General features: G+C 71.0%; 15 protein-coding genes. 9 read left to right on the forward strand and 6 right to left on the reverse strand.

Features of this window, described 5'->3' with window-relative positions; translation table 11 throughout:
• Positions 1-13 precede the first annotated feature (13 nt).
• Positions 14-1696: an energy-dependent translational throttle protein EttA gene (ettA, locus tag VGE38_RS16035; RefSeq protein ID WP_331143555.1), complete on the forward strand. Its 1683-nt coding sequence runs from the start codon at positions 14-16 to the stop codon at positions 1694-1696.
• 146 nt (positions 1697-1842) lie between these two features.
• Here the strand turns inward: ettA and VGE38_RS16040 are convergent, their stop codons facing one another.
• Both VGE38_RS16040 and VGE38_RS16045 read right to left on the reverse strand, forming a co-directional pair.
• Positions 1843-2334 carry a MarR family winged helix-turn-helix transcriptional regulator gene (locus VGE38_RS16040; protein ID WP_331143556.1) on the reverse strand — a complete coding sequence of 164 codons (492 nt, stop codon included), beginning with the start codon at positions 2332-2334 and terminating at the stop codon, positions 1843-1845.
• Between the two features lie 34 nt (positions 2335-2368).
• Entirely contained in the window at positions 2369-3583 is a 1215-nt protein-coding gene (locus VGE38_RS16045) for an acetyl-CoA C-acetyltransferase (RefSeq protein WP_331143557.1), read from the reverse strand.
• A 116-nt stretch (positions 3584-3699) separates the two neighbouring features.
• On the opposite strand from VGE38_RS16045, the gene VGE38_RS16050 reads away from it, so the two are divergent.
• Positions 3700-4578 (forward strand): acyl-CoA thioesterase, encoded by an 879-nt coding sequence (locus VGE38_RS16050; protein ID WP_331143558.1) that lies wholly within the window; start codon positions 3700-3702, stop codon positions 4576-4578.
• Positions 4579-4581: 3 nt separating this feature from the next.
• Here VGE38_RS16050 and VGE38_RS16055 read toward each other — a convergent pair whose 3' ends face one another.
• Complete coding sequence (locus VGE38_RS16055) at positions 4582-5124, reverse strand: hypothetical protein (RefSeq protein ID WP_331143559.1); 543 nt, start codon at positions 5122-5124, stop codon at positions 4582-4584.
• 68 nt (positions 5125-5192) lie between these two features.
• Complete coding sequence (locus VGE38_RS16060; RefSeq protein WP_331143560.1) at positions 5193-5564, reverse strand: globin; 372 nt, start codon at positions 5562-5564, stop codon at positions 5193-5195.
• 119 nt (positions 5565-5683) lie between these two features.
• On the opposite strand from VGE38_RS16060, the gene VGE38_RS16065 reads away from it, so the two are divergent.
• Positions 5684-6109: an OsmC family peroxiredoxin gene (locus tag VGE38_RS16065; protein WP_331143561.1), complete on the forward strand. Its 426-nt coding sequence runs from the start codon at positions 5684-5686 to the stop codon at positions 6107-6109.
• Positions 6110-6115: 6 nt separating this feature from the next.
• Here VGE38_RS16065 and VGE38_RS16070 read toward each other — a convergent pair whose 3' ends face one another.
• Positions 6116-7081: a mechanosensitive ion channel family protein gene (locus VGE38_RS16070; RefSeq protein WP_331143562.1), complete on the reverse strand. Its 966-nt coding sequence runs from the start codon at positions 7079-7081 to the stop codon at positions 6116-6118.
• 58 nt (positions 7082-7139) lie between these two features.
• On the opposite strand from VGE38_RS16070, the gene VGE38_RS16075 reads away from it, so the two are divergent.
• Together VGE38_RS16075 and VGE38_RS16080 are read left to right on the forward strand one after the other, a co-directional pair.
• Positions 7140-7484 carry a hypothetical protein gene (locus VGE38_RS16075; RefSeq protein WP_331143563.1) on the forward strand — a complete coding sequence of 115 codons (345 nt, stop codon included), beginning with the start codon at positions 7140-7142 and terminating at the stop codon, positions 7482-7484.
• Positions 7471-7851, forward strand: a complete 381-nt coding sequence (locus VGE38_RS16080) for a DUF5130 family protein (protein ID WP_331143564.1) — start codon at positions 7471-7473, stop codon at positions 7849-7851. Before VGE38_RS16075 ends, VGE38_RS16080 begins: the two co-directional genes overlap by 14 nt.
• A gap of 111 nt (positions 7852-7962) precedes the next feature.
• Here the strand turns inward: VGE38_RS16080 and pepN are convergent, their stop codons facing one another.
• Positions 7963-10512, reverse strand: coding sequence for an aminopeptidase N (pepN, locus tag VGE38_RS16085; protein WP_331143565.1), 2550 nt, complete (start codon positions 10510-10512; stop codon positions 7963-7965).
• Positions 10513-10670: 158 nt separating this feature from the next.
• On the opposite strand from pepN, the gene VGE38_RS16090 reads away from it, so the two are divergent.
• The 4 genes from VGE38_RS16090 to VGE38_RS16105 form a co-directional block, all read left to right on the forward strand.
• Entirely contained in the window at positions 10671-12374 is a 1704-nt protein-coding gene (locus VGE38_RS16090; protein ID WP_331143566.1) for a CHAP domain-containing protein, read from the forward strand.
• 51 nt (positions 12375-12425) lie between these two features.
• Positions 12426-13064 (forward strand): mycothiol-dependent nitroreductase Rv2466c family protein, encoded by a 639-nt coding sequence (locus VGE38_RS16095; RefSeq protein ID WP_331143567.1) that lies wholly within the window; start codon positions 12426-12428, stop codon positions 13062-13064.
• Positions 13064-13630 carry a TIGR03086 family metal-binding protein gene (locus VGE38_RS16100; RefSeq protein ID WP_331143568.1) on the forward strand — a complete coding sequence of 189 codons (567 nt, stop codon included), beginning with the start codon at positions 13064-13066 and terminating at the stop codon, positions 13628-13630. The genes VGE38_RS16095 and VGE38_RS16100 overlap by 1 nt, the downstream gene beginning before the upstream one ends.
• Positions 13631-13689: 59 nt before the next feature.
• The coding region (locus VGE38_RS16105) for a hypothetical protein (RefSeq protein WP_331143569.1) at positions 13690-14061 on the forward strand (372 nt) is incomplete at its 3' end.

A 14061-nucleotide genomic window follows, 5' to 3' on the forward strand; every position in this document is an offset into this window, starting at 1 on the left:
TAGCCTTGGCAGCATGGCGGAATACATCCTCTCGCTGCGCAACGTGCGCAAGGCCCATGGTGACAAGGTCGTTCTCGACAACGTCACGCTGTCCTTCCTCCACGGCGCCAAGATCGGCGTAGTGGGGCCCAACGGCATGGGCAAGTCGTCGCTGCTCAAGCTGATGGCCGGCCTGGACCAGCCCAACAACGGCGACGTGATCCGCGACCCCGAGTCCACCGTCGGCATGCTGCAGCAGGAGCCGCCGCTGTCGGAGGGCAAGACCGTCCTGGAGAACGTCGAGGAGGCGGTCGCCGAGATCAAGGGCAAGATGAAGCGCCTCGAGGAGGCGTACGCCGAGATGGGCGAGCCGGACGCCGACTACGACGCGCTGATGGAGGAGACCGGCGAGCTCCAGACCTTCCTCGACAACATCAGCGCCTGGGACATCGACTCCCGCCTCGAGCAGGCGATGGACGCGCTGCGCTGCCCGCCGCCGGACGCGCTCGTCGACAACCTCTCCGGTGGTGAGCGCCGCCGCGTCGCGCTGTGCAAGCTGCTGCTGCAGCAGCCCGATCTGCTGCTCCTCGACGAGCCCACCAACCACCTCGACGCCGAGTCGGTGCAGTGGCTGGAGGGTCACCTCAAGTCCTACCCCGGCGCGGTCCTCGCCGTCACCCACGACCGGTACTTCCTCGACAATGTCGCCGAGTGGATCGCCGAGGTCGACCGCGGTGCCATCCACGGCTATGAGGGCAACTACTCCACCTACCTGGAGACCAAGAAGGAGCGCCTCAAGGTCGAGGGTCAGAAGGACGCCAAGCGTGCCAAGATGCTCGAGAAGGAGCTGGAGTGGGTGCGCTCCAACGCGAAGGGGCGCCAGACCAAGTCCAAGTCGCGTCTGGCCCGCTACGAGGAGCTCGCCGCGGAGGCCGAGAAGGCCCGCAAGATCGACACCGCCGACATCAACATCCCGCCGGGCCCGCGCCTGGGCGACGTCGTGCTCGAGGCCAAGGGCCTCAGCAAGGGCTTCGAGGACCGGATCCTGTGGAACGACATCTCGTTCTCCCTGCCGCGCGCCGGCATCGTCGGCATCGTCGGGCCCAACGGCGTCGGCAAGACGACGCTGTTCCGGATGATCACCGGCAGCGAGCAGCCCGACTCCGGTGAGCTGCAGGTCGGCCAGACGGTGAAGATCTCCTACGTCGACCAGAGCCGCGGTGGCATCGACCCGAACAAGAACGTCTGGGAGGTCGTCTCCGACGGCCTGGACCACATCAAGGTCGCCAACTTCGAGATGAACAGCCGCGCCTACGTCGCGTCGTTCGGCTTCAAGGGCCCCGACCAGCAGAAGAAGGCCGGCGTCCTCTCCGGCGGTGAGCGCAACCGCCTCAACCTCGCGCTCACCCTGAAGCAGGGCGGCAACATGCTGCTGCTCGACGAGCCCACCAACGACCTCGACGTGGAGACGCTCTCCAGCCTCGAGGACGCGCTGCTCGACTTCCCGGGCTGCGCCGTGGTCACCTCCCACGACCGGTGGTTCCTCGACCGCATCGCCACCCACATCCTCGCCTGGGAGGGCGACGACGAGGACGGCGGCAAGTGGTTCTGGTTCGAGGGCAACTTCGCCTCCTACGAGGAGAACAAGGTCGAGCGGCTCGGTCCCGACGCCGCCCGTCCCCACCGGGTCACCCACCGCCGCCTCACGCGAGACTGAGCGCCGCCCGGCACGCACGCTGGCTACGTTGGCGGCGCTCGATAGCCCGCTTCGCTCCAAGGCCGCCTTCGCGCCGCCGCCTTGCCATCGCACGCACCGGACGACGCTCAGCCCTCGCGTGGACGACCTCCTCGAACGCCCCGGCCTCAGGGCCGGGGCGTTCGCATCTCCAGCGCCGGGTTGCAGGAGATCAGGTGGTCCGAGACGGCGTCGAAGACTCGCCCGAGGGCGGCGAAGTCCTCGGCCGAGGCCAGGTCCACGAGGTACTCCCGCACACCGGTGACGTGCACGTGGGCGCTCCGCTCGAGCAGCGCCCTGCCGTGAGCGGTCATCGTGGCGACGACGCCGCGCCCGTCCTCGCAGGAGGTGGCCCGCTCGACCAGGCCCGCCCGCTCCATCCGCGTGATCGTGTGGGTCACCCGGGAGCGGGAGTGGGCCATGGCGTCGGCCAGCTGCGCCATGCGCAGCGAGCCGTCGTTCTCGGAGAGGCGGACGAGCACCTCGTACTCCGCCAGCGAGAGGTCGAAGTGCCGGCGCAGGTCGGCGTCGAGCCGGTCGTTGAGCAGGGTCATGCCCATGACCAGGGCGCGCCAGGATCGCTGCTCCTCGGCGCTGAGCCACCGGGTCTCGTCGCTCACCTCTCCGATTGTGTCAGAGCGGCCGCTGCAGCGGTCAGAGTCGCTCGAGGATGAGCGCCATGCCCTGGCCACCGCCCACGCACATCGTGATCAGGCCCGTGGTCTTGTCGTGCCACTCGAGGCTGTTGAGCATCGTGTTCTGCAGCCGGGCGCCGGTCATGCCGAAGGGGTGGCCGACCGCGATGGCGCCGCCGTTGACGTTGAGGCGGTCGAGGTCGATGCCGAGGTCCTGGTAGGACGGGATCACCTGCGCGGCGAACGCCTCGTTGATCTCCACCAGGTCGATGTCGCCGATGCTCATGCCGGCGTTGGCCAGCGCGCGGCGCGACGCCTCGACCGGGCCCAGCCCCATGATCTCGGGGGAGAGGCCGGAGACGCCGGTGGCGACGATGCGGGCCAGCGGCTTGGCACCGAGCTCGGCGGCCTTGGTGTCGGACATGACCACGACGGCCGCGGCGCCGTCGTTGAGCGCGCAGCAGTTGCCGGCGGTCACGGTGCCGTCCTCGCGGAAGACCGGCTTGAGGCCGGCGATGGCGTCGTACGTCACGCCGGCGCGCGGGCCGTCGTCGGTGGAGACGACCGTGCCGTCCGGCAGCGTCACCGGGGTGATCTCCCGGGCCCAGAAGCCGTCGCTGATCGCCTTCTCGGCGAGGTTCTGCGAGCGGACCGCGAACTCGTCCATCTCGTGGCGCGAGATGCCGCGCAGCGTCGCGACGTTCTCCGCCGTCTGGCCCATCGCGATGTAGACGTCGGGCAGCAGGCCGTCCTCGCGGGGGTCGTGCCACCGGTCGTTGGTCTCGGCGATCTTCGCGGTGCGGGACTGCGCGTCGTCGAAGAGCGGGTTCACGGTGTGCGGGATGTGGTCGGAGGTGCCCTTGGCGAACCGCGACACGGTCTCGACGCCGGCAGAGACGAAGATGTCGCCCTCGCCGGCCTTGATCGCGTGGAAGGCCATCCGCGTGGTCTGCACCGACGAGGAGCAGTAGCGGGTGATGGTCGCTCCCGGGACGCGGTCCCAGCCGTTGATGACGGAGACGACGCGGCCCATGTTGTTGCCCGACTCGCCACCCGGCAGGCCACAGCCCAGCAGCAGGTCGTCGATCGTCTGGGGGTCCAGGCCCTCGACCTTCTCGACCGCCGCCTTCGTGATGAACGCGGCGAGGTCGTCGGGGCGGAGGTCCGTCAGGGAACCCTTGTTGGCGCGGCCGATGGGGGTACGGGCGGCGGCGACGATGACGGCCTCGGGCATGACACTCTCCATCTGAACCATGGGCGAACGTGGGGGTACTCGCACATCAGGCGAATCGCGTAGACCCTACAGGGGCGGCCGTCGTGCCACGGGGGGCCACTGACAGACTCCCGCTCGTGCGGCACCTCTACGAATGCCCGATGCGCTGGGCGGACCTCGACATGCTGGGCCACGTCAACAACGTGGTCTACGCCGACTACCTGCAGGAGGCGCGGGTCGACCTGCTGCGTCTGCACTCAGCCACCGGCGGGCAGACCGACCGGCTGGCCGAGGGCGTCGTCGTGGTGAGCCACCGGGTGCAGTACGTCGCACCGCTGCTGTTCGACCTCGCCGGCTCGAGCGTCAGCGTCGAGGTGTGGGTGACGGAGATCCGCGCCGCCTCCTTCACGCTGGCCTACGAGGTCTTCCAGCAGCCCCGGCAGGCCGGCGAGGAGCGCACGGTCTTCCTGCGGGCGACCAGCGTGCTCACGCCGTACGTCTTCGCGACCGAGCAGCCACGCCGGCTCACCGCGGAGGAGCGCGCGGGGCTGGAGGCCTACCTCGAGCCTGCCGACAGCGCGCCCGCGGTGGAGTACGGGCAGCCGCGCCGGACCGAGGCCGGTCACTACCCGCTGCGGGTGCGGTTCTCCGACCTCGACGCCTACGGGCACGTGAACAACGTGAAGTTCTTCGAGTACTTCCAGGAGGCGCGGATCGCGGCGATGGGCCGGATGCGCCGCGACCTCGAGAGCCTCGGCCCGGTGCCCTCCATGGTCGTCGCGCAGACCGACGTCGACTACCTCCGACCGGTGCACCTGCGGGCGGAGCCGTACGACGTGCACACCTGGATCTCCCGGGTCGGCACCAGGTCGGTGACCATGTCGTCGGAGATCCTGGACGGGGAGGCCACGCTGGCCCGCGCCCGGTGCGTGCTGGTCTTCTTCGACACCGCCACGGGCCGCAGCGTGGTCCCGCCCGACGCCCTGCGAGAGGTGCTCTCTCAGCTCAGCGGCTGAGCGTCAGCGATCCCGGTCCTCGCGGTGGTCCCGGTGGTCCCGGTCGTCCCGGTGGTCCCGCTCCTGGCGGTCGCGCCCGTCGTCTCGGTCGTCCCGGTCACCGCGGTCGTCCCTCGCGGCGGAGTCGGCTCCCTCGTCCCAGCGGTCGCCGTCGGTGACCTGTGCGTGACGCGGCTGGTACGGCTCGGGGCTCGCACCGTCGCGCTCCCCGTGCTCGGCGCGGTGTCGCGGCTCGGCCGCGCGGCGGTCGCCCACCGGGGCGGCCGCGGACGGCTCGTCGGTGACGGTCGCCGTCGTCGGCGACGGCGGTGAGGGGACCACCGGCGCAGGGGTCGTCGCGGAGGCCGCAGCGATCGGCGGAGCGGGAGCCGAGGAGGTCGGTGGGGCGCTCGGCGGGACGCTCGGAGACTCCTGCCCTGCGGTGATCACCTCCCGCTGGGCGGCGGGTGACTCCTCGTCGGCGCCGATCATGCCGGCGACGTACGCCCCGACGAAGGAGGTGGTGAGGACGGCGCTCGTGGCGGCCACGGTCTGCATGCTGCGCATGGATGGTCCTTCCGGGTTGCCGGATCGGGTCGGTCGTCCTTCCCGGCCGTTACCCGGCGTCCCGGCACTCAGTCGGGGGTGTTCACCATGAAGTTCGCGGCGTGGGTCACATAGCCCCAGAACTGCGCGTCCTGCTCGGGCGTGAGATCGACGGAGTCCAGCGCGGCCCGGAAGTGCTGCAGCCACCGGTCCCGGGCGACGGCGTCGACCGCGAACGGCGCGTGCCGCATCCGCAGCCGCGGGTGGCCACGCTGCTCGGAGTACGTCGTCGGGCCGCCCCAGTACTGCACCAGGAAGTGCAGGAACCGCTCCTCGGCCGGACCGAGGTCCTCCTCGGGATACATCGGCCGCAGCACGTCGTCGGTCGCGACGCCCTCGTAGAACTTCGCCACGATCTTCTGCATCGTGGGGAAGCCGCCGATCTCGTCATAGAACGTCACGTGTCCATTGTGCCGGGCCACCGTTCGGGCGGCGTTCGGGTTGCCGTTCGGGTTGCCGTTCGGGTCGCATGGAAGGATCGGTGGAGACCGTCCCACCACCAGGCAAGGGAGAAAATCACATGCCCACCACCCGCACCGCCACCACCGTCTGGGAGGGCACCCTCTTCGAGGGCGCCGGCAAGGTGACGCTGGAGTCGTCCGGACTCGGCACCTACGACGTCTCCTGGCCCGCGCGCACGGAGGCCGCCAACGGCAAGACCAGCCCCGAGGAGCTGATCGCCGCCGCGCACTCCTCCTGCTTCTCGATGGCCTTCTCCAACGGCCTCGCCAAGAACGACACCCCGGCCACCTCGCTGACCGTCAACGCCGAGGTCGAGTTCACCCCGGGCACCGGCATCACGGGCATCAAGCTGACCGTCCGCGGCGACGTCCCCGGCATCGACAACGACACGTTCGTCCAGCTCGCCCAGGCCGCCAAGGAGGGCTGCCCGGTCTCCCAGGCGCTCACCGGCACCACCATCACGCTGGACGCCACGCTCGCCTGACGCCCGTCACTGCTGGGCGCCCGGGGGCTGTGACTGCTGCCAGATCATCCGCTGCGCCACGGGGATCGAGATCCCCTCGTGGTCGAAGCGAGCCTTGATGCGCGAGCGCAGCTCCCGGGCGACGGCCCACTGCTCCATCGGAGCCGTCTTGATCATCACCCGCAACGTGACCGAATCGGGGTTGAGGGCCTCGATCCCGGTGACCTCCGGCTCCTCCACCACGATGCCGTCGTAGTCGGAGTCCTCCCAGAGGTCGTGGGCGACCTCGCGCAGGATCTGCGTCGCCCGGGCCAGGTCCTCGGTGTAGCCCACGGTCACATCGACGACGGCGCGGGACCAGTTCTGGCTCATGTTGCCGACCCGCAGGATCTCCCCGTTGCGGACGTACCAGACCGTGCCGTTGACGTCGCGCAGCCGGGTCACGCGCAGCGAGACCGCCTCCACCGTGCCGTTGGCCTCGCCGAGGTCGACGACGTCACCGACGCCGTACTGGTCCTCGAAGATCATGAAGATGCCGGACAGGAAGTCCTTCACCAGCGACTGCGCGCCGAAGCCGAGCGCGACGCCGATGATGCCGGCCGAGGCGATGATCGGCGCGATGTTCACCCCGAGCTGCGCCAGCACCATGGTGCCGACGACGGCGACCAGGACGCCGGTGATGATGCTCTTGAGCAGGTCGCCCATGGTCTTGGCCCGCTGCACGCGGCGGCTGGCGGTGGCGGCCGTCGTGGGGGAGAAGCGGTCGGGCAGCATTCCGCCCTCCGCGCGCCGCACCACGCGGTCGACCAGCTTGTGCAGCACCCACCGGATGACCAGGCCGAGGAGCACCAGCCCGGCCACGGCCAGCGGGCGGCCGATCAACAGGTCGGCGGCACGCGCGACCTGCTCGTTGCCGGTCTGCTCGAGCACGAACTCGCAGATGTCCTCGTCGGAGGTGCAGGGGGAGGCGGTCGGGAGCCAGCTCTCGATCATGGGCCCCAGTATGTCGACCGGTTGGCTGGCCCGATCACGCTGCCGATATCCTCCCCTCGTGACCACCTCGCTGCTGACCGCCGTCCGCCGGGCCGCCGTTGTCGCGGCCTCCGCCTCCGCTCTCGTGGCCGTCGCCGGACCCGTGTCGGCCAACGTCCCGGAGGGCTGGAGCGACCCGGACCCGATGAGCGCCGGCCACCTGCTGCTCCTCATCGCCGGCCTGCCGATCCTGCTGGCGGTCGTCATCACCGTGCTGACCGTGCTGCCGGGGCTGCTGAAGGGCGAGGGCCTCACCGGCGGCCAGCCGACCGAGTGGATCGGCGGTCCGCGCCAGGGGACCCATGAGCTGGCCGGTCCCGACGACGAGTCGTCCGAGGCCGGTGGCGTCAGTGCCCGCTTCTGACGGGCTGCACTTCTCCGGTTTCAGCGACTCCCAGCGCTATGCCGTCGAGGAGACGATCCGTACGGCGGAGCTCCTGTGCCGCGCGGAGTTCTCGGTGTACGTCGGGCCGGTGGAGGGCAGCGACGCGCGCGCGTTCGCGACGAGTCTGCACAACACGCTCGTGGCGCCGGCGCGCAGCATCATGATCGTGGTCGACCCGCGGGCCGGCATCCTCGAGATCGTCACCGGCGGCTGGGTCCGCCGTACGCTCTCCGACACCGAGGTCGCCATCGCCGCCGAGGCGATGCGCACCTCCTTCGCCGCCGGGGACCTCGTGGGCGGGCTGCGCGCCGGGATCACCCAGCTGGCCCACCACACCGCCGGCTAGCCCAGTCGGCCGGCACCGTCGTCCGGCCACAGTCGTCCGGCCACCGTCGTCCGGCAGAGCCCGGAGGGCCCGCCCGCTGGCACGTCGGCCAGCGAGCGGGCCGCCGACTAACTAGCGGGCGGCGTCCTTGGCCTGCGCCGCGAGGGCCCGTGCCATGTCGTCGCGGTTCTCCCGGACGTAGCGCTTGGCCGCCGGCTCCGCGGGCGAGCTCTCCAGCCAGGCGTCGAGCTTGGCCAGCACCTCGGGCGAGGCGAGGCCGCGCGGGAAGATGTACTCCAGCACCGTCGAGGCCCGGTGGGTGCCGAGGTGCTCCCAGAGGGTGTCGGCCGCGGTGAGGTACGTGTCGACGTACGGCGCCAGCACCTCCTCCTGCCCGGGCTGTGAGAACGCGAAGACGATCGAGCGTGACGTCTCGTTCGGGGTGTCGGTGCGCACGACGACCGCGTCCCACGCGGCGGCCTTGGCCTCCGCGGTCGGGCGGGCCGCGCGGGCGGCGGCGGCCTTCTCCTGGCCGGAGATGGTGTTGTCGCGCGACAGCTCCTGGGCGATCTCGTCCTCGTCGGCTGCGCCCGCGGCGGCGAGGGCGGTCAGCAGGGACCAGCGCAGGTCCTGGTCGACGGCCAGGCCCTCGATGGTCAGCTCACCCGACAGCAGCGCGCGGAGGTCGGCCAGCGCCGCCTCGGAGTGGGCGGCGCCGGCGTAGGAGCGGACGAACGTCAGCTGGTGGTCGCTGCCCGGCTCGGCGGCCAGGGCGAGCTCCCGCAGCCCGGTCTCCCAACGGGCGCGCAGCGCCGCCCGGTTCGCCGGGGCGGAGAAGCTGTTGACCGCCTGCGCGCCGAAGACCGGGATCCGGGTGACGCCCCAGGCGTCGGTCTCGCGGCCGATGTTGGCGAGCAGGAGCTCGACGAAGTCGGTGGCGGCCATCTCGGCGTCGCGCGTCATGTCCCAGGCCGAGGACCACACCAGGGCCCGGGCGAGCGAGTCGTCCAGGTCGGCGAGGCCGGTCAGGGCCGTGGCGAGCGAGCGCTCGTCGAGACGGATCTTGGCGTAGGTGAGGTCACCGTCGTTGAGCAGCAGCAGGTCCGGCTGCCGCTTGCCGACGGCCTCGGCGATCTCAGTGACCGCACCCTCGACGTCGACCTCGAGGTAGTCGGTGCGGGTCAGCACGCCGGTCTCGGTGCGGTCGTAGAACCCGATGCCGACCCGGTGCCGGCGCAGGGTGGGCCAGTCGGGGTGGGCGGTCTGCTTCACCGTCAGCGAGGAGTACGTGCCGTCCTCGTTGAGGGTGAACTCCGGGGCGAGCGTGTTGACGCCGGCGGTCTGCAGCCACTCCTGGGCCCAGCCCTGCAGCTCGCGGCCCGAGGCCTTCTCGAGCGCGGCGAGCAGGTCCTTGAACTCCGGGTTGGCGTACTCCCACTCCTTGAAGTAGGCCCGCAGCCCGTCGAGGAAGGGGTCCAGGCCGACCCAGGCCACCAGCTGCTTGAGCACCGAGGCGCCCTTGGCGTAGGTGATCATGTCGAAGTTGACCTCGACCGCCTGCAGGTCGTGGTTGTCCGCGGCGATCGGGTGCGTGGTCGGCAGCTGGTCCTGGCGGTAGCCGGTCTGCTTGCGGGCGTTGGCGAAGCCGGTCCAGGCGTCGGTGAACTCGGTGGCCTCGGCCTCGGCCCAGTAGCAGGCCCACTCGGCGAAGGACTCGTTGAGCCAGAGGTCGTCCCACCACTTCATCGTGACGAGGTCGCCGAACCACATGTGGGCCATCTCGTGCAGGATCACCGAGGACCGGAACTCGTAGAACGAGCGGGGCTGGCGGCTGCGGGGGAGGTACTCGTCGCGCAGCGTCACGCAGCCGGCGTTCTCCATCGCGCCCATGTTGTACTCCGGCACGTAGAGCTGGTCGTACTTGCCGAAGGGGTAGGGGTAGTCGAACTTCTCCTCGAAGAACTCGAAGCCCTGCTTCGTGATCTTCACCAGCTCCTCGCGGTCCAGGTAGGGGACCAGCGACTGGCGGCAGTAGTGCCCGAGCGGGATCGGGCCGTGCTTGCCCTCGTAGACGTCCTGCACCTCGTGGTACTCACCCGCGACCAGCGCGGTGATGTAGGTGGACATCCTCTTGGTGGGCTCGAAGCGCCACACGGCCCTGCCGTCGCCGAGCGGCTCGGACGACGGGGTGGGGGAGTTCGAGACGACCTTCCAGTCCTCCGGCGCGACGACGGTGAAGGCGAAGGCGCTCTTGAGGTCGGGCTGCTCGAAGGTGGTGAACACACGGCGGGCGTCGGGCACCTCGAACTGCGTGTAGAGGTAGACCCGGTCGTCGGCGGGGTCCACGAAGCGGTGCAGGCCCTCGCCGGAGTGGCTGTAGCGGCAGTCGGCCCTCACGACCAGCGTGTTCTCGGCGGCCAGGTCGCTCAGCGCGATCCGGCTGTCGGCGTACGCCGTGGCCGGGTCGAGGGCGACGCCGTTGAGGGTGATCTCGTGGACGTCGGCATCCACGAGGTCGGCGAACGTCGACGCGCCGGGGGTGGTGGCGGTGAACGTGATCGTCGTGGTGGACGCGAACTTCTCCGGACCGGTGGTGAGGTCCAGCTCGACGGCGTAGGAGGTCACGTCGAGGAGGGCGGCGCGCGCGGCGGCCTCGTCCCTGGTGAGGTTGGTTCCTGGCATGCGGGCATCCTCGCACGCGGCCGAAAGTCCTTTTCCGGTCCCCCGCAGCGTCGATAGGACCTTCGGTGAGCGGGCGGAGGAGCCGGCGCGGCAAACTACAAGAATGTAGTTATCTCTGCGGCGTGTCGCGTTGACAATTCTTTCTCTACAGTTCCCCTGTGCCCCATCAGTCACACAGGTATCAGCGGCCCCTCGCGGCACTCGCGCTCGTCCTCGTCGCGGGTGTGCTGCCGTTCGTCGCGCCCAGCAGCGGCCGCGCGGCGACGACGACGATCGACGCGGCGCCCTCGGCGATCCTGTGCAGCGGGTACGCCCGGTGTGCGAAGGCGGGGATGCCCCACCAGGGCTACAGCACGGCCAACGGCACCATGTACTGGCAGATGTACTCCGGCACGAACTGCACCAACTACGTCGCCTACCGGATGATCCGCAACGGCATGCCCAGCGCACGGCCCTCCCAGCTGAAGCCTGGCCGCGGCAACGCGGAGTACTGGGGCACGTCCTTCCCCTCGCTGACCAACCAGACCCCGGCCGTCGGCGCGGTCGCGTGGTGGAGGGAGAACTCCGGCGGCGCCGGCAGCGCCGGCCACGTCGCGTACGTCGAGCGGGTCGAGGCCAACGCCATCGTCATCTCGGAGTCGAACTGGGGCAGCGAGTTCACCTGGCGCCGGATCTACGCGGGCGGGCGGCACTGGCCGAGCGGATTCATCCACCTCAAGGACGTCGCGGTCGCGAACGTCTCGGCGCCGGTGCTCTCCGGTTCCGCCCGGGTCGGCCAGACCCTCACGGTCAACCCCGGCGCCTGGACGCCGGCCGCCTCGACCACGCTGCAGTGGTTCGCCAACGGCGTGCCGTTCACCAGCACCCGGGCCGGTGCGAGCCTCACGGTCACGCCCGCTCTGCTGGGCCAGTCGATCAGCGTCGTCGTCACGGCCACGGCGGCGACGTACCAGCCCGGACGTGCCAGCACGGCCGCCACCGGCCCGGTCCAGCCGGGCACCCAGGCGATCAGCCGCGGTCCCTCCATCAGCGGCGTCGCGCAGGTCGACAAGCCGCTCACCGTCGACACCGGCGCCTACGCGCCCGGTCCGGACCGGATCGGCGTCCAGTGGCTCGCCGAGGGGCAGCCGATCCCGGGCGCCACGGGGACGACCTACGTCCCGACCCAGGACCGGGCCGGCCAGCGCCTCAGCGTCAACGTCTCCGCGGTCAAGGCCGGCTACACCACCCTCGTCGCGACCTCGCCGGCCACCGCGCCGGTGCTGGCGCCGGACGTCGAGCTCGGCCCGGAGGCGGGCATCGCCGGGCGCCGGCTCGTCGGGGAGACCCTCACGGCGGTGCTCGGCTCGGTCCGGCCGGCCGCCGCGAGTGCAGAGTTCCAGTGGCTGCGCGACGGTCGCCCGATCGACGGGGCAACGGGCCCGACGTACGTCGTCACGCGGGCCGACTTCGACGCCGAGATCGCCGTCCAGGTGGTCCTGCGCCACCCCGGCCACCGCGACACCGTGGCCACCCTCGGGCCGGTGGGCGGCGTGCTCGCCCCGGTCGAGCTGAAGGTCAGCACCGCCAACGGCACGCCACGCTCGGCGCTCATCAAGGTCGTCGTCGACGCTCCCGGCGTGCGCCCGACCGGCCGGGTGTGGATCAAGATCCAGGGCCGCAAGCACGCCGCCGAGCTGGGCCGCGGGGGCTACGTGAAGTTGCGGGTCAACGGCCTGACGCCGGGCCGGCGCGCGATCGTCGTCTACTACCCGGGCAGCGCCAAGACCACCAAGGCCACCAGCCGCACCGCGGTCGAGGTCAAGGGCACGAAGACGACGAAGAAGCAGAAGAAGGGAAAGAAGGGGAGCCGGCGCGGCTGACCGCCCGCGCGCCGTGGGAAGAGGGCGGACAGCCCGGTGGTTGAGGTCCACATGACTGTTGAGCACACGACCGAGCCGACCGCCGAGGGCACCACCCAGGCCGAGTTCTGGTTCGACCCCGCCTGCCCGTTCGCCTGGATCACCTCGCGGTGGATCCTCGAGGTCGAGAAGGTGCGCGACGTCGAGGTCACCTGGCACATCATGAGCCTGGCCTACCTCAACCAGGACAAGGACATCCCGCAGGAGTACCGCGACTTCCTCAAGGACGCCTGGGGCCCCGTCCGGGTGCTGGCCGCCGCCGAGCAGCTGCACGGCAAGGAGGCGCTGCTGCCGCTCTACACCGCGCTGGGCACCGCCAAGCACCTCGAGCAGAAGACCTTCACGCGTGAGGTCATCGCCGAGGCGCTGGCGGCCGCCGACCTCAAGCCGGAGCTGGTCGACGCGATGGACGACGCCTCCTACGACGAGCACGTCATCGCCTCCCACCACCGCGGCATGGACCAGGTCGGCAACGACGTCGGCACGCCGACGATCGCGATGAACGGCCAGGCGTTCTTCGGGCCGGTCATCTCCAAGGCGCCCAAGGGCGAGGAGGCCGGCAGGCTGTGGGACGGGTTCCAGCTCGTCACCGCCTACCCCTACGTCTACGAGCTCAAGCGGGCCCGCACCCACGAGCTGGACTTCAGCTGATGCCGCCGTCTGCTGCCGGCGCCGATCGCCAGATGGGGATCTTGGCGTTGCAGCGAGCGCTGACCCAGGCCGCCGACCTGCTCGACGCAGTCACGGCCGAGGACCTGGGCAAGCCGACGCCGTGCGAGGAGTGGACCGTGCGGCAGCTGGCCAACCACCTCATCGCCGCGCCGCGCGTCTTCGTGACCATGCTGCAGGGATCGCCGCCCGGCTGGGACGGTCGTGAGGACTACGCCGAGCGGCTCGGCGAGGAGCTGCGCACCCGCGGCAACGCCCTGGTGAACCTGTGGCGAGCGGTGGCCGGCGAGACGGCCGCCGACGCGGACTGGCAGGCCACCGAGGTGGCCACCCACACCTGGGACCTCGCGACGGCGCTCGGCCGCTCGACCGACGGGCTGGACCAGTCCGTGGCCCAGCGTGCGGTGGTCACGATGGACCGCGTGCTGGGGCCGGTCCGCAAGGGGCGCGCGTTCCGCGACGCGCGCCAGGCGCCGGCCGGCTCGGACGCCTACACCCACCTCGCGGCGTACGCCGGCCGCCAGGTCCCCTGGGTGGCGCTGGGCTGACACGCCGAGGATCCACTGGTCCAGACCAGTGGGGCTCCGATCACCGATGATCGGTCCCCATGGGTCCAACCAGAACGCTCCTCGCTGCCCTGGCCGTGCTGGTGCCGCTGCTCCTGGTGCCCCCGGGCACGGCTGCCGCTCCTGCTTCGTCGCAGGGGGTGCTGCGGCTGCAGCCGGCTGGGGGAGGGGTCAGCGAGGTCACCGTCCCCCTGCGGGGACGGATCGGGAAGCCGCTGCGCACGAACGGCTTCTCCATGGTCGGGGTGACGTGGACCGGCGCGGCGACGCCCGCCACGGTGCGGGTGCGGTGGCGCGCGGGCACCGGCTGGTCGCGCTGGCGATCGCTGCCGCTGCAGACCGACCTGCCCAACGGCGGGGAGGCCGCGGGCGCACGCGCCCGGCGCGGCACCCAGCCGGTGTGGACCGGTCCG

The sequence above is a fragment of the Nocardioides sp. genome (genome assembly GCF_036405735.1).
Lineage (GTDB): Bacteria > Actinomycetota > Actinomycetes > Propionibacteriales > Nocardioidaceae > Nocardioides.